Raw genomic sequence first — 21,486 nt, 5'->3', positions numbered from 1 at the left:
GTCACCGGAGCCTCGGGTCGAGGGCGTCGCGCAGGGCGTCGCCGAGGGCGACGAGCGCCAGGACCGTGAGGACCAGGCACCCGAGCGGGTACAGGAGCAGGTACGCGTACCCGCCGGTCACCCAGTCCGCACCGTTCGTGATCATGATCCCCCAGCTGATGGCGGGCGGCCGCACCCCGATGCCGAGGAAGGCCAGCACAGCCTCGGTGCTGATCACGCCCGCGATCGCCGTCGGCACGAGCGCCGTGACCGGGCCGATCGCGTTGGGCAGCACGTGCCGCACCATGACGCGCAGGTCGGAGGCGCCCAGCGCGCGCGCCGCCGTCACGTAGTCGAGGTTCTTGGCCTCGAGGGTGGCCGCGCGCACGTAGCGCGCGTAGGCCATCCAGCCGAACAGGGTCAGCACCACCGCCGGCAGGAGGATGACGTCGAACGTGCCGCCGCCCACGCTCACCTTGCGGAACAGCGTGAGGAGCAGCAGGGCGGCGAGCAGCAGCGGGATCACGAGGAACACCTCGATCGTGCGGGACACCACCGTGTCCACCCACCCGAGGTAGTACCCGGCCAGCAGGCCCAGCGTGACGCCGATGACGAGGGACGCGCCCACCACCACGAACGCCAGCGTCAGCGACGGACGGGCGCCGTGCACGAGCTGGGCGAGCAGGTCGCACCCGTGCACGTCGGTGCCGAGCGGGTGCTCGGACCCGAGGCCCTGCGGGCGGATCTTCGAGTTCCCGATGACGCAGCTCTGCGGGTTCGTGCTGGTGAACAGCCGGGGGAAGGCCGCCATCACGGCGAAGAAGACCACGACGACGGCCGCGGCGATCACGTCGGGCCGGCGGCGCAGGCGGCGCCAGGCGTCCCCGCCGAGCGACGTCGACGCGTCGACCGCCGGCGCGTCCGGGGTGGTGGTGGCCGCCGTGGGTTCGGGTGCGGTGCGGTCAGGCATAACGGATCCTCGGGTCCAGGGCGGCGTAGGCGATGTCGACGACCAGCATCACGACGACCGTCACCGCGGCGAGGATCGTCACGATGCCGAGGATGAGCGCCACGTCCGCGGCGCGGACGGCCTCCCAGAGCACCCCGCCCATGCCGTAGATGTTCATCATCCCCTCGGTGACGACGGCGCCCGCGAGCGCCTCGGTGAACGTCAGGCCGACGGCGGTCACGACCGGCACCGCGGAGTTGCGCACCACGTGGTGGGTCACGACGTGCCGCTCGTTCAGTCCGCGCGAGCGCGCCGTGCGCACGTGGTCGCCCGCGTACGACTCGAGCTGGCTCGCCCGGACCAGGCGGATGAACGCCGCCGACCCGGCCAGGCCGAGCAGGATGCCGGGCACGAGCAGGGTCGCCCACGGGTGGTCGTCGTCGAACGACGGCCTGAACCACAGGGCGGGCAGGCTGTCCGCACCGAACGTGTCCTCGGCCCAGCCGTTCAGCGGCACCGCGAACACGTACCGGTACACGAGCAGCAGCACGAAGATGGGGAACGCGTCGATGAGCACCGACGTGAGCCGGATGCCGTGGTCCGCGGACCGGTCGCGCCGGCGCGCCGCCATCGTGCCGAGCCCCATCCCGAGCACGAACCACACGATCGTCACCACGAGGAACAGCTTGAGCGTGTTCGGGGCGGCGGTCGCGACGATGTCCGTCACCTCGCGGCCGCGCAGGTTGGTGCCGAAGTCACCCTGCGCGTACTGCCCGAGCCGCTCCACGAACGGGCCCAGGCACGGGTTGCCGGTCTGGTCGTAGCAGGGGTCGTCGAGGCCGTAGCGCGCCTCGACCGCGGCGAGCTGCGACGCGGTCGGCACCTTGTCGCCGAAGAACGCCAGGGCGGGGTTGCCGTTGAGCTGGATCGCGAACGTCGTGAGCAGGTGCAGCACGAACATCACGAGCAGCAGGGTCGCCACCCCCAGGAGGGAGCGGCGCAGGATGTAGCGGCCCATTCACGGAACTTTCTGGTGGTGATGCCGGTCGAGCCTGTCGGGACCCTGTGACGCGGTCCCGACAGGCCCGACCGACGACGTGGTGACTAGCCGTTCGTGACCTCGAGGAGGCGCAGCTTGGGCTCACCGCTGAACGGGTCGAGCACGACGTTCGACACGTTCTCGCTGTAGTAGTCGGTGTTCTGCGCGACGAAGAGCGGGATCGTCGGGAAGTCGGCCGCGAGGATCTTCTCCGCCTCCTGGTACTGGGTGATCGCCTCGTCGAGCGTCGCGGCCTCGTCGCCGGCCTGGATCGCCGCCTCGAAGTCCGCGCTGTAGTACCCGAACTCCACGTTGCCGTTCTTCTCGTCACCGCTGCCGTACACGGGGGCGAGGTAGTTCTCGTTCAGCGGGTAGTCCGGGAACCAGTTGGCGCGGAACGGGCCGTCGAAATCGCGGGCCGCGCGCCGGGCGAAGTAGTCCGGCGTCGCGTCGAGCTCGTACGGGATGCCGAGGGTCTCCTGGATCGAGTCGCCGACCGCCTTGAACAGCTCCTGTTCGGTGGCGTCCTGCCCGAGGTGGATGGTCAGCTTCTCGCCGTCGGGCCAGCCGCCGGCCTTCTCCAGCGCCGCCTTGGCGGCGTCCGGGTCGAAGGTGCACCACTCGCACGTGCCGCCGGTGCCGCCGGGCACGACGTCGGGCACCACCCAGCTGTCGGCGGGCACGCGCTGGCCGGGCAGGAGGGCGTCGATGATGCCCTGCCGGTCGACGGCGAGCGAGATCGCCTTGCGGAACTCGACGTCATCCCACGGCCCGTCCTCGTAGAGCGGGAAGGCCATGTAGGTCAGCGCGGCGCCCGGGCCCTCGACGTACCGCTCCTGCAGGTCGGGGTCGTTCGCCGCGGCCTGCTGCTCGGCGGGCGGCGGCACCGCGAAGTCGAGGTTGCCGGCCTGGAAGTCCGGCCAGTTGTCCTCACCCGTGTACTCGGTCCACTCGATGGTGCCGTACTCGGGCGTCTCCTCGAGCGTGTAGTCGTCCCAGCGCTGGGCGGTGAGGTTCACGCCCTGGTCCCACTTCTCGACCTGGAACGGGCCGTTGCCGATCGGCTGGACGGCGCAGGCCTCGATGTCGTCGAGGCACGCCTGAGCGATCGGGAAGAACCCGGTGTAGCCGAGCATGGTCCCGAAGCCGGCGAACGGGCCCGTCAGCGTGACCTCGAGCGTCTGCGGGTCGACGACCTTCAGGCCCGACAGCGTGTCGGCCTCGGGCTCCTTGGTGACGTTCCCGTCGTCGTCGGTCTCGCCCTGCATCTCCTCGTAGCCGGTGATGCGCTCGAAGAAGTAGTTGTTCGCCATGGCGTTCGGGCCGTACGCGGCGTAGTTCCAGGCGCGGGCGAACGCGTCCGCGTCCACCGGCTCGCCGTTCTGGAACGTCAGGTCCGGCTTGATCGTGATGGTCCAGACCGTGTTGTCCTCGGTCTCGACGCTCTCGGCCACGTAGTTGTACGGCTCGGTGGTCTTCGGGTCGTACCGGACCAGCCCGTCGTAGACGACGTCGAGCACCGAGATGTTGTCCCCGACGTTCGAGTCCATCGGCAGCAGCGTCTCGACGTCCTGCGAGAGCGACAGGTGCAGCGTCGCGTCCGGGTCGCTGCCGCCGCCTCCCCCGCCGCCGTCCGTGCCGTCGTCGTCGCCGCCGCCGCCCGAACAGCTCGCCAGCACCAGCGCTACCGCTGTCGCCGTGGCTGCCGCTGCAGCCCTTCGCCCCATCGTCACCGGCTTCTCCCCACGTCCTGGTCGCTCAAGGCGCCGTTGCCCTGCCGTGCTCACGTCGTCGTGCACGGTCGCCGCCCCCGACAGAGCAGGCACGACGACGTTGCCGTGGAACATATCGCCATCATGGCCTCCCGTGGTGAAAATCACTGTTAAGGATGGGTAACGATCGACCGCGTGTCGCGCTGCCGACCCGGCTCGTCACGACGGCAGTTCCAGCCCACGGCGGTATTCGACCTGCCGCGGTGGGACAGAACTGCCGCACCGACCCTGCCCCTCGACAGGGCGCACGCTCCCGACCGTGGACGATGACGCCCGCGCCGTGCTGATCGCACGCCATCACGACCGTGCCGAGCTGCGGGGCGCCGTCGCCGCGCGCGAGCCCGAGCGGTCGGGTGCCAGCCCGCGGTCGGCCCGCGACGTCGCGCGCCGTCGCGGCCTGCCGGAGCGCTGGGTGGAGCGCGACGGCCCGCACGTCGAGGCGCGACTCGGCCACGTCGCCGGGGCGGTCAGCGGGCGACGGCGGCTCCGGCCAGGTCCACGACGGCGGCCGTCACGGCGTCCAGCGTCGCTGCCGTCAGGCCGGGGTCGCCGTCGACCTCGAGCGAGTGGTCGCCGCCGTCCACCTCGAGCACGCGCACCCCGGACGCCGCGGCCAGCGCGCCGTCCCAGAGCGCGTCTGCGGTGCCGCCCACCAGCAGCGCCGGCACGCCCGACGCGCCCAGGCCCACGGAAGCGGCACGCACCTCCGGCGCCCGGTCGGTCGTGAGCAGCGGCGTCAGCCACGCGCCGGGCAGCCCCAGCTCGACGGCGACGGGCAGCGCCAGCGTGCCGAGCGACTTCGCCAGCACCAGGTGCACCGCGTCCGGCGCGGCGGCGACGCCGTCACGCAGCACGTCGGCGTACGCCCGCCGCGCCACGTCGAAGTCCGGGCGCTCGCCCCACACCACGCTCCGCACCGTCCACCCGGCCGCGCGCAGCGCCGCGGAGGGCCGCGCCAGCACCGGCCCCTCCGCCGTGTACCCCAGGCCCGGCAGCACCGTCAGCACCAGGCCCGGCTCGCCGTCGTCCACCACCACCCGATGACCGCTCACGGCCCGAGCCTGTCACGACGCCGGCCACGACGACCAGGACGCGAAAAGAAGGCCGGGCGGGGGTTCGCGCGCACGGTAGTAGACGTCCCGAAGTGGAGGGCGCCCTGGCGCCCGTGAACGCTACCGTGCGCGCGAACCCCCGCCCGGCCGTCAACCGGAGCATGGTGTCGGCCGACGATCAGACTCGCGCCACCACACGACCGAGAGCCGCGACGGCGGCATCCAGCACCGACTCGTCGACCGTGAGCGCCGGCCGGAACCGCACGGACCGCTCCCCGCACCCGAGGACGAGGAAGCCCTCGGCGTGCAGGCCGGCGAGGACGGCGTCGCGCACGTCCCGCGACGGCAGGGAGACGGCGCACATGAGCCCGCGGCCGCGGGGGTCGGTGACGACGCCGGGGTGCGCGGCCGCCAGCGCTTCGAGCCGCGACAGCAGTCCCGCACCGACGCGCGCGGCGCGCTCGATCAGCCCCTCGGCCTCGATCACCTCGAGGATGCGGCGCGAGCGGACCATGTCGGCGAGGTTGCCGCCCCAGGTGGAGTTGATGCGCGAGGACACGTGGAAGACGTTGTCGTCGATCTCGTCGACGCGGCCGCCGGCCATGACGCCGCACACCTGGGCCTTCTTGCCGAAGGCGACGACGTCGGGCTGCACGCCGAGCTGCTGGTAGGCCCAGGCGGTGCCGGTCATGCCAACGCCGGTCTGCACCTCGTCGAGGACGAACAGGGCGTCGTGCTCGCGGCACAGGGCCTGCATCGCCTGGAGGAACTCGGCGCGCAGGTGGTGGTCGCCGCCCTCCCCCTGGACGGGCTCGGCGACGAAGCAGGCGATGTCGTGCGGGTGGGCCTCGAAGGCGGCGCGTGCCTCGGCGAGCGCCTGCGCCTCGAGGGCTTCGACGTCGCGCGGGGTGCCGTCGGCGTCGTGCCCGGGGTACGGCGAGGAGATGCGCGGCCAGTCGAACTTGGGGAAGCGGGCGACCTTGCCGGGCTCGGTGTTGGTGAGGGACATGGTGTAGCCGGAGCGGCCGTGGAAGGCGTGCTGCAGGTGCAGCACCCGGGTGCCCAGCTCCGGCGAGCGGCCGTGCGCCTCGTTGTGCCGCGACTTCCAGTCGAACGCGACCTTGAGCGCGTTCTCGACGGCGAGGGCGCCGCCGTCGACGAAGAAGAGGTGCGGCAGCGCGGGGTCGCCGAGCACGCGGGCGAAGGTGTCGACGAACCGGGCGAGCTCGACGGTGTAGACGTCGGAGTTGGACGGCTTGTTGATCGCGGCGCGGGTGAGCTCCTCGCGGAACAGCGGGTCGCGGAACAGGGCGGGATGGTTCATCCCCAGGGGGTTGGAGGCGAAGAAGGTGAACAGGTCGGTCCACTCGCGGCCGTCACGGGCGTCGACGAGGGTCGAGCCGTGCGAGCGGTCGAGGTCGAGCACGAGGTCGAAGCCGTCGACGAGCAGGTGCTCGCGCAGCGACTCGAGGACGGCGGTGGCCTCGATCGAGCCGCCGACGCTGGAGGCTGTGCGCTGAGAGATTGTCTCGGTCATACCCTGACGGTAGAGGAGAACTTCCTGCCGAACCAGAGCATGACCGTAAGAAATCTTGTCAGTGCGCCAGCGGCCGTCCCTCGAAGTACGTCCGGAGCACCACGGTGGAGCGCGTGGACACGCTCGCCTCCCGCCGGATGACGCCGAGCAGGTCCTCCAGCGCCGACGGCGAGGACACCCGCACCAGCAGCAGATAGTTCGCGTTGCCCGCGACGGACCAGCAGGCCTCGATGCCCGGGACGTCGCGCAGCCGCTCGGGGGCGTCGTCGGCCTGCGACTGGTCCAGCGGCGTGATCTCGACGTACGCCGCGATCGGCAGCCCGACGGCGTCGGGGTCGACGACGGCGCGGTAGCCGGTGATCACCCGCCGCGCCTCCAGCTTGCGCACCCGCGCCTGCACGGCGGACTGCGACAGCCCCGTCACGCCCGCGAGCGCCGCGAGTGTCGCGCGCCCGTCCTCGCGCAGCGCGCGCACGAGCGCCCGGTCGACGTCGTCCAGCACTGGGTCGTTCATGGGGCGATCATCCGGCCACCTCGGCGGACTCCAACCAGGCCATCTCGAGCTCCTCCTTCTCGGCGCCGAGCTCCCGGAGGCGCTCGTCGAGGGCCGCCACCGCGGTGTAGTCCGTCGGGTCGGCGGCGATCTGCTCGTGCAGAGTGTTCTCCTCGTCCGCGATCCGAGCCAACCTCCGCTCAATCCGTGAGATTTCCTTCTTGGCGGCCCGCACCTCCGCCGCGGAGGCCCCGGGCGGCGTCGTCGCAGGTCGCGCCGCGGAACCGGCGGTCCCGGTCGCGGCCGGCGGGGCGCCCGGTGAGGCGGCGTCCGCCGACGGGCCCGAGGTGCCCGCCCGGCGCAGCTGGAGGTACTGCTCCACGCCGCCCGGCAGGTCCCGCAGCGCGCCGTCGCCGAGCAGCGCCCACTGCCGGTCGCACACCCGCTCCAGCAGGTATCGGTCGTGGGAGACGACGATCAGCGTGCCGGGCCACCCGTCGAGCAGGTCCTCGACGGCGGCGAGGGTGTCGGTGTCCAGGTCGTTCGTGGGCTCGTCGAGCAGCAGCACGTTCGGCTCCGAGACGAGGAGCCGCAGCAGCTGGAGGCGCCGCCGCTCGCCTCCGGACAGGTCGCGCACGATGGTGTGCGCCCGCTCGCGGGTGAAGCCGAGACGCTCGGTGAGCTGCCCGGCGGTGAGCTCCTTGCCGTCGACGACGACGGTGCGCTTCTCGCGGTCCACGACCTGCACGGCGGTGAGGTGCCCGACGTCGTCGAGCTCGCCGACGTCCTGGGTGAGCTCCGCGACGTGCACCGTCTTGCCGCGCCGCACCCGACCGGAGTCGGGCTCGCGCCGCCCGGCGAGCAGCGAGAGCAGCGTCGTCTTGCCCGCGCCGTTCACGCCGACGACGCCGTACCGGTCGCCGGGGCCGAGGCGCCACGTGACGTCGTCGAGCAGCACGCGCCGCCCGGCCGCGTCGCGCGGCCCGGCCTCGTGGCCGTCCCGCGCGGGGACGGTGACGGTGACGTCCTCGAGGTCGAGCACGTCCTTGCCCAGGCGGCGGGTGGCCATCTGGGTGAGCTCGAGGGTGTCGCGCGGCGGCGGCTCGTCGTCGATGAGCGCGGCCGCGGCGTCGAGGCGGAACTTCGGCTTGGAGGTGCGGGCGGGCGCGCCGCGCTTGAGCCAGGCGAGCTCCTTGCGCAGCAGGTTGTTGCGCTTCTCGGCCGCGGTGGCGGCCTGCCGGGCGCGCTCGGCGCGCGCCAGGATGTAGGCCGCGTACCCGCCGTCGTACCCGTCGACGCCGCCGGAGCCGTCGCCCCGCACCTCCCACGTGCGCGAGCAGACCGCGTCGAGGAACCAGCGGTCGTGGGTGACGACGACGAGCGCGCCCGTGGCGCCCGGCCGGCCGTAGCGGGCGGCGAGGTGCTCGGCCAGCCAGGCGACGCCCTCGACGTCGAGGTGGTTGGTGGGCTCGTCGAGGAGCAGGACGTCCGGGTCCTCGACGAGCAGGGCCGCGAGCGCCACGCGACGCCGCTGCCCGCCGGAGAGGGTGGACGCCGGCTGGTCGAGGTCGAGGTCGGCCAGCAGGCCGGCGTGCACGTTGCGGATGCGCGCGTCGGACGCCCACTCGTGCGTCGCGTCGTCGCCGTGCACGAGGTCGCGGATCGTCGCCGCGTCGTCGTCCACGTCGCGCTGGACGAGCATGCCGAGGCGCGAGCCGCCCACCCGGGTGACGCGCCCGGCGTCGGGGGCCTGCGTGCCCGCGAGCAGACGCAGCAGGGTCGACTTGCCGGCCCCGTTGGGGCCGACGACGCCGATGCGGTCGCCGTCGTCGAGCCCGAGCGAGACGTCGCGCAGGAGGGTGCGGGTGCCGATGGTCAGCGCGATGCCGTCCGCGCCGAGGAGATGTGCCACCCGACGAGGGTAGTCGCCAAGCGGGCACGCGATCCGTCACGGTGTGCGGCCGGACACCGCGACGGATCGCGCGCCGGGCGGTCAGCGCCGCACGCGCAGCGTGACCACCTGGAACGGCGTCATCTCCAGCAGCACGGCGTCGCCGTCGCGCGCGGGGGTGCCGGCCGCGCCCGCCAGCGGGCGCTCGAGCAGGTCGGTCACCTCGACGGACGCGTGCGCGAACGCCGGCGCGACGCGCGCCCGCGCGCGCCCGCCGCGGCTCTCGTAGAGGCGCACGACGACGTCGCCGCTGCCGTCCTCGGCCAGCTTGACCGCCTCGACGACGACCGCGTCGTCGTCGACGGTGACCAGCGGCTCGATGCCGCGGTCGCCGGTGACGACGCGCTCGGGCAGGTTGAGCGCGTAGCCGTGGCGCACGGCGTCGTCGATGCCGGCGCCGACGACCAGCTCGCAGGTCAGCTCGTGCTCGCCCTGGTCCGCGTCGGGGTCGGGGAACTTCGGCGCGCGCAGCAGCGAGAGGCGCACGGTGGTACCGCGGGCGCCCTGCGCGTCGGTCGCGTCGTCGGCCCGGGTGCGGGTGATGTCGTGCCCGTAGGTCGAGTCGTTCGCGACGGCCACGCCGAAGCCGGGCTCCCCCACGTGCACCCACCGGTGCGCGACGGTCTCGAACCGCGCGTGGTCCCAGGAGGTGTTGACGTGCGTGGGCCGGTGCACGTGCCCGAACTGGATCTCCGACGTCGCACGCTCGGCGCGCACGTCGAGCGGGAACGCGAGCTTGAGCAGCTTCTGCCGCTCGTGCCAGTCGACGCGGGTCGTGATGCGCAGCCCGCGCCCGTCGACGGGGAGCGCGAGGTCCTGCTCGACGCGCGAGGAGCCGAACTCCCGCAGCACGCGCACGACCGGCCCGGACGCACCCTCGGCCACCTCGGCCTTCACCGCCGCGACGAGGTCGGTGGTGGCGCGCCGGTAGTGCTCGTCGATGTCCCACGCCTCCCACTCGTTGGGGACGTCGCGGTGCAGCTGGAGCAGGTTCGCCTTCGCGCCGGGCAGCACCGCCTCGCGCCCGCTCGCCCGGTCGACCGCCGAGACGACGTGCCCGTCCGGGTCGACGACGACGCGCACCAGGTCGTTCTCCAGCACCCAGCCGTCGCCGTCGGCCACCGGTGCCACGGTGCCCGCGCCGCGCGGGGCGTCGAGGGCCGCGGCGCCGAGCGCGGCGACGCCGTCGCGCGCGAACGGCCCGGCGTTCGCGGCCACCGTCCGGTCACCCTCCCCGACCAGCGCCCGCAGCGCCTCGGCGACGATCTCCTCGAGCTCACGGGCGACCTCGGCGTAGTTCCGCTCGGCCTCGCGGTGCACCCAGGCGATGGACGACCCCGGCAGGATGTCGTGGAACTGCTGCAGCAGCACCGTGCGCCAGAGCCGCTGCAGCCGCTCGGCCGGGTAGTCGGCGCCGGTCCGCACGGCCGCGGTCGCGGCCCACAGCTCGGCCTCGCGCAGCAGGTGCTCGCTGCGCCGGTTGCCGCGCTTGGTGCGGGCCTGCGACGTGTAGGTGCCGCGGTGGTACTCGAGGTACATCTCCCCCGTCCACGTGGCCGGGTCCGCGTACTCCGCCCGGGCCGCGTCGAAGAAGGTCTGCGAGTCGGACAGCTCCACCCGCGGCGACCCCTCCAGGTCGTGGGTGCGCCGCGCGGCCGCGACCATCTCGCGGGTGGGGCCGCCGCCACCGTCGCCGTAACCGAACGGCACGAGCGACGTGTTGGCGCGGCCCTTCTCGGCGTACTGCCGCTCGGCGCGGTCGAGCTCCTCCGCCGACAGGTCGGAGTTGTACGTGTCGACCGGCGGGAAGTGCGTGAAGACGCGCGACCCGTCGATGCCCTCCCACCAGAACGTGTGGTGCGGCATCCGGTTGGTGTCGTTCCACGAGATCTTCTGCGTGAGGAAGTTGTCGCTGCCCGCCAGCCGGGCGAGCTGCGGCAGGGCGGCCGTGTACCCGAAGGAGTCCGGCAGCCAGACCTCCTTCGGCTCCACGCCCAGCTCCTCGATGAAGTACCGCTTGCCGGCCACGAGCTGGCGGGCCAGCGCCTCGCCGCCCGGCATGTTCGTGTCGGACTCCACCCACATGCCGCCCACGGGCACGAACCGGCCCTCGCGCACGCGCTCGCGGATCCGCTCGAACAGCTCCGGGAAGTGCTCCTGGACCCACGAGTACTGCTGCGCCGACGAGCACGCGAACCGCACGTCCGGGTCCTCGTCCATGAGCGACAGCACGTTGGAGAACGTGCGCGCGCACTTGCGCACCGTCTCGCGGGTGGGCCACAGCCACGCGGAGTCGATGTGGGCGTGGCCGACGGCGTGCACGCGGTGCGCCGACGCCGTGGCCGGGGCGGCCAGGGCCGGCGCGAGGGCCGCACGACCCGCGGCGGCGGTGCCGGCGACGTCGTCGGGGTCGACGGCGTCGAGCATGTCCTCCAGCGCGCGCAGCACCTCGGCCGCGCGGGGGCTCGTGCCGGGCAGCACCCGCACCAGGCCGTGCAGGGCGCGCACGTCCTGCAGCAGCTCCCAGGCCGTCTCGTCGACGAGCGCGACGTGCATCGTCCGCAGCGCGTAGATCGGGTCGGGCCCGCACGTCTCCCAGGCGCCCATCGGCGTGGGCCGGGTCCAGGCGCCGCCCGGCACGTCGGGGTTGGCGGCGGCCTCGACGTAGAGGTCGACGCGGCCGTCGGCGTCGAGCGCCTGCCCCGCGACGAGCGGCACGTGCTGGTTGCGCGGCTCGACGGCCTTGACGATCCGGCCCTCCGGGGTCCAGGCGGTGCCCTCGGCCTGGAAGCCCGGTCCGGCGCCGGTGAACCCCAGGTCGACGACGAGCTCGACGCGCGTGCCCTCGGGCGCCGCGTCGCCGGACCACTCGGTCGGGACGGCTCCGGTCACGTGGAACCACGTCGTGTCCCACGGCCGCCCCCAGGGGCTGCCGAGGGCGAACGGCGCGTAGGTCGCCGCGACCGCGTCGGCGAAGGGCACGGGCTCCCCGCCGACGGTCCACGCCTCGACGTCGAGCGGCCGGGTCTCGCGCAGGACGGCGGGCTCCAGCCAGTCGCGGGTGAACCGCTCGAGGCGCGCGGTGGTGCGGGCGGTGGTGTCGTGCATGGATCAGGCTCCTGGTGACGGTGCGGGCGGTGGAACGGGGCTCGGTCAGCCCTTGACGGCGCCGGCGAGCGCGAACGAGCCGCCGGACAGCCGCGAGACGAGCACGTACAGGCCGACGGCGGGCAGGGCGTAGAGCATCGAGTAGGCCGCGAGCTGGCCGTAGGCGACCGAGCCGTACTGGCCGAAGAACGCGAAGATGCTCACGGCCGCCGGCTGCTTCTCCGGGGTCAGCAGCAGCACGAAGGGGACGAAGAAGTTCCCCCACGCCTGGATGAACACGAAGATGAAGACGACGGCGATGCCGGGCCGCATGAGCGGCAGCACGATGGTGCGCAGCGTGGTCATGGCCGACGCGCCGTCGGTCCACGCCGCCTCCTCGAGGGAGATCGGCACGGAGTCCATGAAGTTCTTGGTCATCCAGATCGCCATCGGCAGCGACGTCGCGGCCATGAAGAACGTGGTGCCGGCCAGCGAGTCGAGCAGGTTGAGCCGCACGAACAGCGAGTAGACCGGCACCATCATCGCCGTGATCGGCAGGCAGGTGCCGAACAGCACGGCGTACAGGAACGGCTTGTTGAAGCGCATCCGGTAGCGCGACAGCGGGTACGCCGCCAGCACGGACGCGACCACGGTGATGAGCCCGGTGCCCGCGGACAGCACGAACGCGTTCGCCAGCGGCACCCACGTCTGCTCGGGGGTCATGACGGCCGTGAAGTTCTCGAGCGTGAACGTCTCGGGCAGCCGGACGGCGAGCGTGGCGCTCGGGTCCAGCGACGCCAGCACGATCCAGCCGAGCGGCAGCAGGAAGCACAGCCCCACGACGACCAGCACGACGTTCGACAGCACGCGCGCGGCGCGCGGCCCGGGGGCGGCGACCGACGGCGTCGCCCGCCGTCGTGCGGGGGGCGCGCCGGCGACGTCGGGCACGGGGGAAGGGACGGACGCGGGGGCTGCGGTCTGGGCCATCAGTCGACCTCCGGCTTCAGGCTGCGGATGTACACGACGGAGAAGACGGCGCCGATCACCAGCATCACGGTCGCGATCGCCGTGCCGTAGCCGACCTGGGCGAACTTGAACGCCTCCTGGTAGGCGAGGATCGGCAGCGTGGAGCTGTCGGTGCCGGGGCCGCCGCCCGTCATCACGTAGATGAGGGTGAACACGGACAGCGTCTGCAGCGTCGTGAGCATGAGGTTGGTCGAGATGCTGCGCCGGATCGTGGGCAGCGTGACCCACACCAGGCGCTGGGCAGCGTTCGCCCCGTCGACCGTCGCGGCCTCGGTGATCTCGGGCGGCACCTCCGCGATCGCGGCGGAGTAGACCATCATCGAGAACGCCGTGCCCCGCCAGACGTTGGCGAGGATGACGGCGAGCATCGGGTACTCGAAGAGCCAGTCGGGGCCGGTGACCCCCACGCCCGCCAGCAGCGAGTTGAGCGTGCCGTCCGCGTGGAAGAACGCGTAGGCGGCGAAGGCGGCGACGATCTCGGGCAGCACCCACGCCGTCACGACGAGCGTCGAGACGACCGCCCGCACGGGCTTGAGCGCGGAGCGCATGAGCATCGCGAGGCCGAGGCCGGCCACGTTCTGCCCGATCACCGCGGACGCGATGACGAACAGCACCGTGAGCCACAGGGCCTTCGGGAAGTCGGGGTCGGCGAGCAGCGCGACGTAGTTGTCCAGTCCGACCCACTCGGGGGCGAGGGCGTTCGGGCCGGTGAGGGCCGCGTTGGTGAACGACCCGTAGAACGACCACACGACGGGGCCGAGCATGAACAGCGCGAGCAGGGCGACGGCGGGCAGCATCGGGACGAGGCGGCCGGCGGTGCGGCGCGCGTGCGCGCGCCGCACCGGCGACGGCCCCGCCCCCGGCCCGCCGACGGGGGCGGGGGCGAGGGTGGCGGTCACGTCGTCAGCCGTTCGTCGTGTTCTCTTCGCCGACCTGGGCGATCACGGCCTTGTCGTACACGGCCGCGGCCTCCTCCGGGGTCTGCTGCCCGGTCATGACCGACTCCATCGCCACCTGGATCGCGTTGGAGATCTGCGCGTAGTCGGAGGTGGCGGGGCGGAAGTTCGTCACCTCGACGAGGTCGGAGAAGAACGGCACCGTCGGGTTCGCCTCGGAGTACGAGGGCTCCTCGGCGACGTCGGTGCGCACCGCGATCTGGCTGTTGTCGATCGCGTACCGCAGCGAGTTCTCCTTGTCGAGCGCGTGGGTGATGACGTCGAACGCCACGTCGGGGTTCTTCGACCCGGAGCCGATCGCCATCGTCCAGCCGCCCGACATGCTCACCGCGCCGGGGGCCTGGCCGTCCTGGGTGGGCATCGCGGCCGTGCCCATGACGTCGGTCCACTCGGGCCAGGGCGCCGTGCCCGCCTCGAGCCAGGTGCCGGGCATCCAGGACCCGTCGAGGGAGATGCCGAGCTTGCCCTTCGGGAGCCACTCGGCCGAGACCGTGTTGCCGACGTTCGGGTCGAGCGCCTGCTGCGGCGTCGGCGCGAGTCCCTCGGTGTAGATCGTCTTGATGAAGTCGAGCGAGTCGACGAACTCCTGCGACCCGACGATCCACTTCGACGCGCCGGTGTCGTAGAGCGTGCCGCCCGTGCCGTACAGCAGCATCTCGAAGCCCTGCATGGTGGAGCCCTCGCCCATCGGCTTGCCCGAGTAGACGTTGAGCGGGATGACCTCCGGGTCCGCCTTCTTGATCGCCCGGGCGGCCTCGAGGAGCTCGTCCCAGGTCTTCGGGGCCCAGTCCTCGGGCAGCCCCGCCTTCGCGAGCACCTCCTTGTTGAACCACAGCCCGCGCGTGTCCGTGCCCATGGGGACGCCGTAGGTCTTGCCGTCGTCGCCCAGCCCGGCCTGCTTGGCCTGGTCGACGAACTGGCCCCAGTCGTCCCACTCGGCGAGGTAGTCGTCCATCGGCAGCAGGTACCCCGCCTCGACGTCCGACTTGATCATGAACGTGTCCTCGTACATGAGGTCGGGCGCCGTCCCGGGCGCGCGGTTCATGAGCGCGAGCTTCGTGAAGTAGTCGTTCTGGCTGGCCTCGATCGGCACGAGCTCGATCGTGACGTCCGGGTTCTCCTTCTCGTACTCGGCCTTGACGTCCTTGAACAGCTCGTCGGCCTGGGTGAAGTTCCCGAACTTCTGGTACGCGATCTTGATCGTCGCGTCCCCGCTGCTGCCCTCGCCGCCCCCCGAGCCGCAGGCTCCAAGGGTGAGGACGAGCGCCGTGACCGCGGTCCCCGCGGCGAGGTGTCGTGCCAGTCGCATGCTGCTCCTTTGCCCACATGAGTGGCCCGACGACGCCGGGCCGGCTGACACGAATAACTCAAGCGAATTGAGTTATTGCTGTCAAGCATGCCGGCCCGGCGGTTCGAGGTCGGTCCTCGGTGGGGCGCCCGCGGGCTACGGGCGCACGAGAGCGCGCGCCGCGCCCCCGCCGACGAGCCCGGAGGGACGCGGCGTGAACAGCCCGTCGAGCACCAGGCTCGCCGCCCCCACCGCGCCGACGTGGTCGCCGACGGCGGACCCCAGCACCTCGACGGCGTGCACCTCGCGCAACGTCGCCTGCACCGTGAGCTCCCGCCGCACGACGGGCAGGTAGTGGGGGGCCAGCCGCGCCCACGCCGGGCCGCCGAAGACGACGACCTCCGCGTCCACGAGGTCGGCCACCACGGTGATCCCGCGCGCGACCCGCCGCGCGGACGTCGCGAGGATCCCCGCGGCGACCGCGTCGCCGTCCGCGGCGGCCCGGCACAGCGTCGTGAGGGCCGCGTCGAGCTCGGCCGGCGTCGACGCCGGGGTGCCCGGGGGGAGCACGCCGCCCGCGACGGCCTCGGCCACCAGCGTCGCGGGGGCGGCGGAGACGCCGATGCACCCCCGCTGGCCGCAGCCGCACAGCGGGCCGTCGTTGTCGACCACCAGGTGGCCGACCTCACCGGCGTTGCGCGACGACCCCGCGAGGAGCTCGCCGTCGTGCGCCACCGCGACGGCGACGCCGAAGCCCGTGTAGAAGAAGAGGGACGTGCCGCGCAGCATCCGGTTGCCGCGCCACAGCTCCGCCACCATCGCCGCCGACACGTCCTTGTCCAGCACGACGTCGAACCCCGTCGCGGCGGCCAGCAGGTCGCGCACCGGCACCTCCTCCCAGCCGTCCAGGAGCGGCGGGCGGATCACCGTGCCGGCGGCGAGGTCCACCGGCCCCGGCGCCGCCACCCCCAGCCCGAGGACGGCGGAGCGGTCGACGCCGGCCCGCTCGAGCATCGCGGCGGCTGCCGCGGCGACGGCCTCGGCCACCGCCCCCGGTCCGGCCGGCGTCGGCTCGACGACCTTCTCCACGGTGCGGCCGTCGAGATCCACGAGCACCGACGTCACCACCACCGGGTCGATGTGCACGCCCAGCGCGAACGCGCCCTGCGGCTCGAGGTAGAGCATGGTGCGGGGCTTGCCCCGGCCCTCGGCCCGGCGTTCCCCCTCGACGACGTACCCCAGCGCGATGAGCCGCGCCACGATGTTCGACACCGCCTGGAGGGACAGCCCGGAGCTCGCCGCGAGCTCGCTGCGGCTCGTGCCGCCGGACGCCCGCCGTACCTGGTCGAGCACGACCATCTGGTTGAAGTCGCCCACCCGCGGCAGGTTGGTCCCGCGTCGCACCGTGTCCTCACCTCGCCCGTCCGAGTGGTTGCAGCGTAGACGTCCGGGAGGGGAAGCGTTCTCCCGCGGCCCCGGCCGTCCCGGCTACAGTGCAGCCCGACACCGCACCGCTGCGGGAGGTCCCGCAGGAAGTCCCCGGAGGAACCCGATGGCCCAGTTCGACCTGCCCGTCGCCGAGCTCGAGACGTATGTGCCCGAGATCGACGAGCCCGCCGACTTCGACGCGTTCTGGTCGCAGACCCTCGTCGAGTCCCGCGCGCACGACGACGGCCCGACGCTGGAGCGGGCGGACACCGGACTCACGGAGCTCGTGGTGGACGACGTGACGTTCCCGGGCTTCGACGGGCAGCCGGTCAAGGCGTGGCTGACCCGACCCGCGCGCCACGACGCGGCGGCCGACGGACCGCTGCCCGCCGTCGTCGAGTTCGTCGGCTACGGCGGCGGGCGCGGGCTGGCGCACGACCACCTGGGCCCCGCCGCCGCGGGCTACGCGCACCTCGTCATGGACACCCGCGGCCAGGGCTCCGGCTGGGGCCACGGCGGCGACACCCCGGACCCGGTGGGCAGCGGCCCGGCCTCTCCCGGCTTCATGACGCGCGGCGTCCTCGACCCGCACGAGCACTACTACCGGCGCGTCTTCACCGACGGCGTGCGGGCCGTGGACGCCGTGCGCCGCGTGGAGGGGATCGACCCCGCGCGCGTCGCCGTCGCCGGCACGAGCCAGGGCGGCGGCATCGCGATCGCCGTCGCCGGCCTGGTGCCCGACGTCGCCGCCGCCGTGCCGAACGTGCCGTTCCTGTGCCACTACCGCCGCGCCGTGCAGATCTCCGACGCGTTCCCGTACGGCGAGATCACGCAGTACCTGTCCGTGCACCGCGAGCACGAGGACGCCGTCTGGCGCACGTTCTCCTACCTCGACGGCGTCTCGTTCGCCCGCCGCGCCCGCGCGGCCGCGCTGTTCTCGACCGCCCTGCGCGACGACGTCTGCCCGCCGTCGACCGTGTACGCCGCGTACAACCAGTGGGGCGCGCTGGGCGAGACGGCGCCGGACACGGCGATCGACGTGTACCCCTACAACCGCCACGAGGGCGGCCAGGGCTACCGCTTCGCCCCGACCCTCGCCTGGCTGGCCAAGCACGTCTGACCGCCCCCGACCGCCCAGGTAGCCCGGACCCCCGCGAGGTAGCACGAGACCTGCCGAGGTAGCTCGGGTCTCCGCGAGGTAGCACGAGAGGTGCCGAGGTAGCTCGGGTCTCCGCGAGGTAGTACGAGAGGTGCCGAGGTAGTCCGGGCATCAGGGAGATATCGCCCATGATGACCACCAAGGGCCAGCTACCTCGCCGGGATGCGGACTACCTCGGCAGAGGTGGAACTACCTCGGCAGAGGTGGAGCTACCTCGGCGTCACGGGAGGAGGCGGGCGCCGTGCGCGGGGCCCGAGGTGCACCACACGGAGTCGGCGGCACCCTCAGCCGTCCAGGACGCGGCGACGGCCAGCGCGTGCTGGCGCGACCGGGCGAGCGCGGCGACGGTCGGCCCGGAGCCCGAGACGAACGCGCCTAGCGCGCCCGCCTCGTCCGCGACGGCGATGGTGCGCTCCAGCTCGGGGCGCAGCGAGAGCGCCGCGGCCTGGAGGTCGTTGTGCAGGGCCCGCCCGAGGGCGTGCGCGTCGCCGGCGCGCAGCGCCTGCATCAGACCGGTGTCCTCGTCGAGCCCCGGCTCGTCGGCGGCCCCGTCCGGGCCGGCCAGCTCGTCGAAGCGGCCGTAGACGGCGGGGGTGGACAGGCCCTCGGCCTGGGCCGCGAACACCCAGTGGAACTCGCCGCGGGCCATGGCGGGAGTCAGCAGGTGACCGCGACCGGTCCCGACGGCGGTGTGCCCGAGGAGGGCGAAGGGGACGTCCGAGCCGAGCTCCGCGGCGAGCGACGCGAGGTCGTCGCGGCTCAGGCCGGTCTGCCACAGCGCGTCGCACGCCACCAGGGTGGCCGCCGCGTCCGCGGACCCGCCCGCCATGCCCCCGGCGACGGGCACGCCCTTGGCCAGGTGCAGCGCCACGTCCGGCGCGACGCCGACCTGGGCCGCCAGCGCCTCGGCGGCGCGCCAGGCGAGGTTCGTGCCGTCGACGGGCACGAGCTCGGCCTGCGGGCCGTCCACGGTGATCGTCACGCCGGCACCCTCCGGCACCTGCGTGGCGGTCACCTCCTCGTAGAGGGCCACGGCCTGGAAGATCGTCGACAACGGGTGGTAGCCGTCGGCCTGGCGCGCGCCGACGCGCAGCGACAGGTTGACCTTGCCGGGCGCGCGGACGCGGACGGACGGCGACGGGGCGGCGGCGAGATGCGTCACGCGTCCACCGTGCCCGCCGCGACCGGAAGCTGCTCGGCGATCCGCGCGAAGTCCGTGACCTCGAGCCGCTCGCCGCGCAGCCCGGGGTCGACGCCCGCGGCGCGCAGCGCCTCCTCTGCGGCGACACCGGACCCGAACGTGCCGGACAGGGCGGCGCGCAGCGTCTTGCGACGCTGGGCGAACGCGGCGTCGACGACGGCGAAGACCTGCTCGCGCGTCGCGGTCGTGACGGGGGGCTCGCGCTTCTCCAGCGCCACGAGAGCGGAGTCCACGTTGGGCTCCGGCCAGAACACGTGCCGGCTGACGTTGAGCGACCGGCGCGTGTCGGCGTACCAGGCCGCCTTGACCGACGGCACGCCGTAGGTCCGCGACCCGGGCCCCGCCGCGAGGCGGTCGGCCACCTCGGCCTGGACCATGACGAGCACGCGCTCCAGGCTCGGGAACCGCTGCAGGAACGTGAGCAGCACCGGGACGGCCACGTTGTACGGGAGGTTCGCGACGAGCGCCGTCGGCGGCTCCCCCGGCAGCTCGGTGACCTCGAGCGCGTCGGCGGGCACCACCTCGAAGTCCGCACCGGGCGCGTGCCGGTGCACGGTCTCGACGATCTGGCCCGCCAGCACCGGGTCGATCTCGACCGCGACGACGGACGCTCCGGCCTCCAGCAGCCCGAGGGTCAGCGACCCCAGCCCGGGGCCGATCTCGACGACGCGCTCCCCCGGCCGCAGACCGGCGGCGCGCACGATCTTGCGCACCGTGCCGCCGTCGTGCACGAAGTTCTGCCCGAGTTGCTTGGTGGGGCGGACGCCGAGGCGCCCTGCCAGCTCGCGGATCTCCGCAGGGCCGAGCAGGGCGCCAGGGGTGTTCGTCATGGGGGCGAGTCTATTCGTCGGCCCGCGGCCGACGACTCAGGGACGGCCGGGGAGCCGGCTCAGTACCAGCCCACCGACTGCGAGTGGCCCCACGCGCCGCACGGCGTGCCGTAGACGTCGGCGATGTAGCCGAGACCCCACTCGATCTGCGTGGCGGGGTTGGTCTGCCAGTCGGAGCCGGCCGACGCCATCTTCGAGCCCGGCAGCGACTGCGGGATGCCGTACGCGCCGGACGACGGGTTGGCCGCCGAGGCGTTCCAGCCCGACTCCTTGGTCCAGAGCGACTCGAGGCAGGACCACTGCTCGCCGGACCAGCCGCGCGCCGCGGCCATCTGCTTGCCGATCGACCGGGTCGAGCCGGAGTAGGACGGCGTCTTCGGCTCGGGCTCCGGGCGCTCCTTGGTGCCCTTCACCAGCACGCGGGTCACGGGCTTGGTGGTGATCTCGTCCGAGACCTTGGTCTTCTTCACGACCTTGCCGTCGACCGTCGTGACCCGGTGGACGATCGTGCGCTCGCCGTCCTTGCCCTTCTTCACGACCTTCGCGTCGACGTCGGAGTACCGGTCGCCGGACTTCTTGGTCGTCGTCCTGTGGTCGACGGCCTTGGTGGTCGTGACCTTCTTGGTCTCGACGCGCTGCACGACGACGGCCACCTGCGGCGCGGGGGCAGCGGCCTCGGCGGCGACCTGCTCGGTCTGCGCGCCGTCCTTCGTGGCCTGCTTCTCGGCCTGCTTCTCGGCCTGCTTCTGCTGGTCCGCGACGGCCGCGGCGACGTGCTTCTTCACCTCGGCGTTGGCGGCGTCGGTGACGTGCACCCGGTCGTTCTTCCCGAGCTCCACGTCGGCCTCGGCCAGCACGGCCTCGACGTCCTCCGCGTCCTCGACCACGTCGGTCGTGCCGTCGTGCACCACGGCCACCGGGCCGTCCGTGTCGACGTCCACCGGCAGCGAGGCGCGCTCGCCGTCACGGGAGGCGACGATGCGCACGTCGCCGCCGCGAGCGGTGAGGCTGTCGAGCGCCTCGTCGGCGTCGAGCGCGGTGACCCAGGCATCGGTGTCCTTGCCGTCCACCTGCAGGCTGAGCTCCTTGCCGGAGCGCACGACGACGTCGGAGCCGTCCTCGAGCGTGGCGCCGGCCGCCGGGGTCACGAGGTCGCGGTCGCCGACGACGACACCCTGGGAGGTGAGCAGGTCGTCGACGGAGCCCGAGTAGGACGTCACGGTCTTCACGTCGCCGTCCACGTCGAGCGTGACGGTCTTGCGGGCGTCGGCGTAGGCGACGGCGCCACCGGCGACGGCGACCGCGGCGACGGTCGCGGCGGCCAGGAACGGCCAGCGGCGGCGGGGGCGGGTCGTGGCGGGCGCGACGGTGTCGGCGTCCGGCACGGCGGGCACGGGAGAGGTCTGGGGGGAGCGGGTCACGAGAGTCCAGTCGTCGTGCTGTCCGGGCACGGTGGTCGGGGGCGGGCCGGCGGCCCGTCACGCACCGGGGCGGCGCGCTCGCGCCTCGCTCCCGGCCCCCGCGCCCGAGGGCGCCGAGTTCCGACCCACCGATCCGGCGGTTCAGGGCCCGCGTCACATACACCTGTCGAGCACGGCTCGCACGCGGGACACCCGACCGTAACCGATTCGTTATCGGAGACCTAATCTGCCGGCGGCGTCGTGACGAGACCCACAGCCCGCCCGGCGCGCGCAGGGCCCCGACGCACGACCGCCCGGGACGGCGGTGCCGTCCCGGGC

At 73.3% G+C, this 21,486-nt stretch carries 16 protein-coding genes; 1 reads left to right on the top strand and 15 read right to left on the bottom strand.

The genetic code is table 11. The annotated features are described in order from the left end of the window. Position 1: 1 nt before the first annotated feature. From ACFQ8Y_RS03245 to ACFQ8Y_RS03190, 12 genes are all read right to left on the bottom strand, one after another. Positions 2-949 carry an ABC transporter permease gene (locus ACFQ8Y_RS03245; RefSeq protein WP_430548765.1) on the bottom strand — a complete coding sequence of 316 codons (948 nt, stop codon included), beginning with the start codon at positions 947-949 and terminating at the stop codon, positions 2-4. Then, a complete protein-coding gene (locus ACFQ8Y_RS03240; RefSeq protein WP_430562433.1) occupies positions 942-1,946 on the bottom strand; it encodes an ABC transporter permease in 1,005 nt (334 codons plus the stop codon). Before ACFQ8Y_RS03240 ends, ACFQ8Y_RS03245 begins: the two co-directional genes overlap by 8 nt. An 86-nt stretch (positions 1,947-2,032) precedes the next feature. Beyond that, the gene (locus ACFQ8Y_RS03235) at positions 2,033-3,646 is read right to left on the bottom strand and encodes an ABC transporter substrate-binding protein (protein ID WP_430584592.1); all 1,614 of its coding nucleotides are present in this window, start codon (positions 3,644-3,646) and stop codon (positions 2,033-2,035) included. Between the two features lie 560 nt (positions 3,647-4,206). Beyond that, positions 4,207-4,791 carry a hypothetical protein gene (locus ACFQ8Y_RS03230; protein ID WP_430584591.1) on the bottom strand — a complete coding sequence of 195 codons (585 nt, stop codon included), beginning with the start codon at positions 4,789-4,791 and terminating at the stop codon, positions 4,207-4,209. Between the two features lie 178 nt (positions 4,792-4,969). Then, positions 4,970-6,328 (bottom strand): L-lysine 6-transaminase, encoded by a 1,359-nt coding sequence (lat, locus tag ACFQ8Y_RS03225; RefSeq protein WP_430584590.1) that lies wholly within the window; start codon positions 6,326-6,328, stop codon positions 4,970-4,972. 58 nt (positions 6,329-6,386) lie between these two features. Beyond that, positions 6,387-6,842, bottom strand: a complete 456-nt coding sequence (locus tag ACFQ8Y_RS03220) for an Lrp/AsnC family transcriptional regulator (RefSeq protein WP_430548747.1) — start codon at positions 6,840-6,842, stop codon at positions 6,387-6,389. 7 nt (positions 6,843-6,849) lie between these two features. Next, positions 6,850-8,733, bottom strand: a complete 1,884-nt coding sequence (locus ACFQ8Y_RS03215; protein ID WP_430584589.1) for an ABC-F family ATP-binding cassette domain-containing protein — start codon at positions 8,731-8,733, stop codon at positions 6,850-6,852. A gap of 81 nt (positions 8,734-8,814) precedes the next feature. Beyond that, on the bottom strand, positions 8,815-11,880 hold the full coding sequence (locus ACFQ8Y_RS03210; RefSeq protein WP_430584588.1) for an alpha-mannosidase: 3,066 nt from the start codon (positions 11,878-11,880) through the stop codon (positions 8,815-8,817). A gap of 45 nt (positions 11,881-11,925) precedes the next feature. Then, a complete protein-coding gene (locus ACFQ8Y_RS03205) occupies positions 11,926-12,846 on the bottom strand; it encodes a carbohydrate ABC transporter permease (protein WP_430548744.1) in 921 nt (306 codons plus the stop codon). Continuing rightward, positions 12,846-13,784 (bottom strand): carbohydrate ABC transporter permease, encoded by a 939-nt coding sequence (locus tag ACFQ8Y_RS03200; RefSeq protein ID WP_430584587.1) that lies wholly within the window; start codon positions 13,782-13,784, stop codon positions 12,846-12,848. Before ACFQ8Y_RS03200 ends, ACFQ8Y_RS03205 begins: the two co-directional genes overlap by 1 nt. 4 nt (positions 13,785-13,788) lie before the next feature. Continuing rightward, positions 13,789-15,150, bottom strand: coding sequence for an ABC transporter substrate-binding protein (locus tag ACFQ8Y_RS03195; protein ID WP_430548742.1), 1,362 nt, complete (start codon positions 15,148-15,150; stop codon positions 13,789-13,791). A 135-nt stretch (positions 15,151-15,285) separates the two neighbouring features. Beyond that, positions 15,286-16,533, bottom strand: coding sequence for an ROK family protein (locus ACFQ8Y_RS03190; RefSeq protein ID WP_430565032.1), 1,248 nt, complete (start codon positions 16,531-16,533; stop codon positions 15,286-15,288). Between the two features lie 148 nt (positions 16,534-16,681). Between ACFQ8Y_RS03190 and ACFQ8Y_RS03185 the strand changes: the two genes are divergently transcribed. Next, entirely contained in the window at positions 16,682-17,677 is a 996-nt protein-coding gene (locus tag ACFQ8Y_RS03185) for an acetylxylan esterase (protein ID WP_430548740.1), read from the top strand. A gap of 259 nt (positions 17,678-17,936) precedes the next feature. Here ACFQ8Y_RS03185 and ACFQ8Y_RS03180 read toward each other — a convergent pair whose 3' ends face one another. Genes ACFQ8Y_RS03180 through ACFQ8Y_RS03170 form a run of 3 tightly spaced genes read right to left on the bottom strand, consistent with a single transcriptional unit; the run spans position 17,937 to position 21,168 of the window. Continuing rightward, on the bottom strand, positions 17,937-18,878 hold the full coding sequence (locus ACFQ8Y_RS03180; RefSeq protein WP_430548739.1) for a 4-(cytidine 5'-diphospho)-2-C-methyl-D-erythritol kinase: 942 nt from the start codon (positions 18,876-18,878) through the stop codon (positions 17,937-17,939). After that, positions 18,875-19,747, bottom strand: coding sequence for a 16S rRNA (adenine(1518)-N(6)/adenine(1519)-N(6))-dimethyltransferase RsmA (rsmA, locus tag ACFQ8Y_RS03175; RefSeq protein WP_430548738.1), 873 nt, complete (start codon positions 19,745-19,747; stop codon positions 18,875-18,877). The genes ACFQ8Y_RS03180 and rsmA overlap by 4 nt, the downstream gene beginning before the upstream one ends. Before the next feature lie 59 nt (positions 19,748-19,806). Next, positions 19,807-21,168, bottom strand: coding sequence for a G5 domain-containing protein (locus ACFQ8Y_RS03170; RefSeq protein ID WP_430584586.1), 1,362 nt, complete (start codon positions 21,166-21,168; stop codon positions 19,807-19,809). Positions 21,169-21,486: the final 318 nt, after the last annotated feature.

It is taken from the genome of Isoptericola sp. NPDC056605 (assembly GCF_042792795.1).
Lineage (GTDB): Bacteria > Actinomycetota > Actinomycetes > Actinomycetales > Cellulomonadaceae > Isoptericola.
Note: the sequence above shows the minus strand (reverse complement) of the source record. Positions and strands in the feature narration are given on the sequence as shown.

Excerpts from the sequence above, each read along its gene's own strand:
- ACFQ8Y_RS03245 (WP_430548765.1), bottom strand. The coding sequence starts at position 949 with ATGCCTGACCGCACCGCACCCGAACCCACGGCGGCCACCACCACCCCG.
- ACFQ8Y_RS03240 (WP_430562433.1), bottom strand. The coding sequence starts at position 1,946 with ATGGGCCGCTACATCCTGCGCCGCTCCCTCCTGGGGGTGGCGACCCTG.
- lat (WP_430584590.1), bottom strand. The coding sequence starts at position 6,328 with ATGACCGAGACAATCTCTCAGCGCACAGCCTCCAGCGTCGGCGGCTCG.
- ACFQ8Y_RS03220 (WP_430548747.1), bottom strand. The coding sequence starts at position 6,842 with ATGAACGACCCAGTGCTGGACGACGTCGACCGGGCGCTCGTGCGCGCG.
- ACFQ8Y_RS03210 (WP_430584588.1), bottom strand. The coding sequence starts at position 11,880 with ATGCACGACACCACCGCCCGCACCACCGCGCGCCTCGAGCGGTTCACC.
- ACFQ8Y_RS03205 (WP_430548744.1), bottom strand. The coding sequence starts at position 12,846 with ATGGCCCAGACCGCAGCCCCCGCGTCCGTCCCTTCCCCCGTGCCCGAC.
- ACFQ8Y_RS03195 (WP_430548742.1), bottom strand. The coding sequence starts at position 15,150 with ATGCGACTGGCACGACACCTCGCCGCGGGGACCGCGGTCACGGCGCTC.
- ACFQ8Y_RS03185 (WP_430548740.1), top strand. The coding sequence starts at position 16,682 with ATGGCCCAGTTCGACCTGCCCGTCGCCGAGCTCGAGACGTATGTGCCC.
- rsmA (WP_430548738.1), bottom strand. The coding sequence starts at position 19,747 with ATGACGAACACCCCTGGCGCCCTGCTCGGCCCTGCGGAGATCCGCGAG.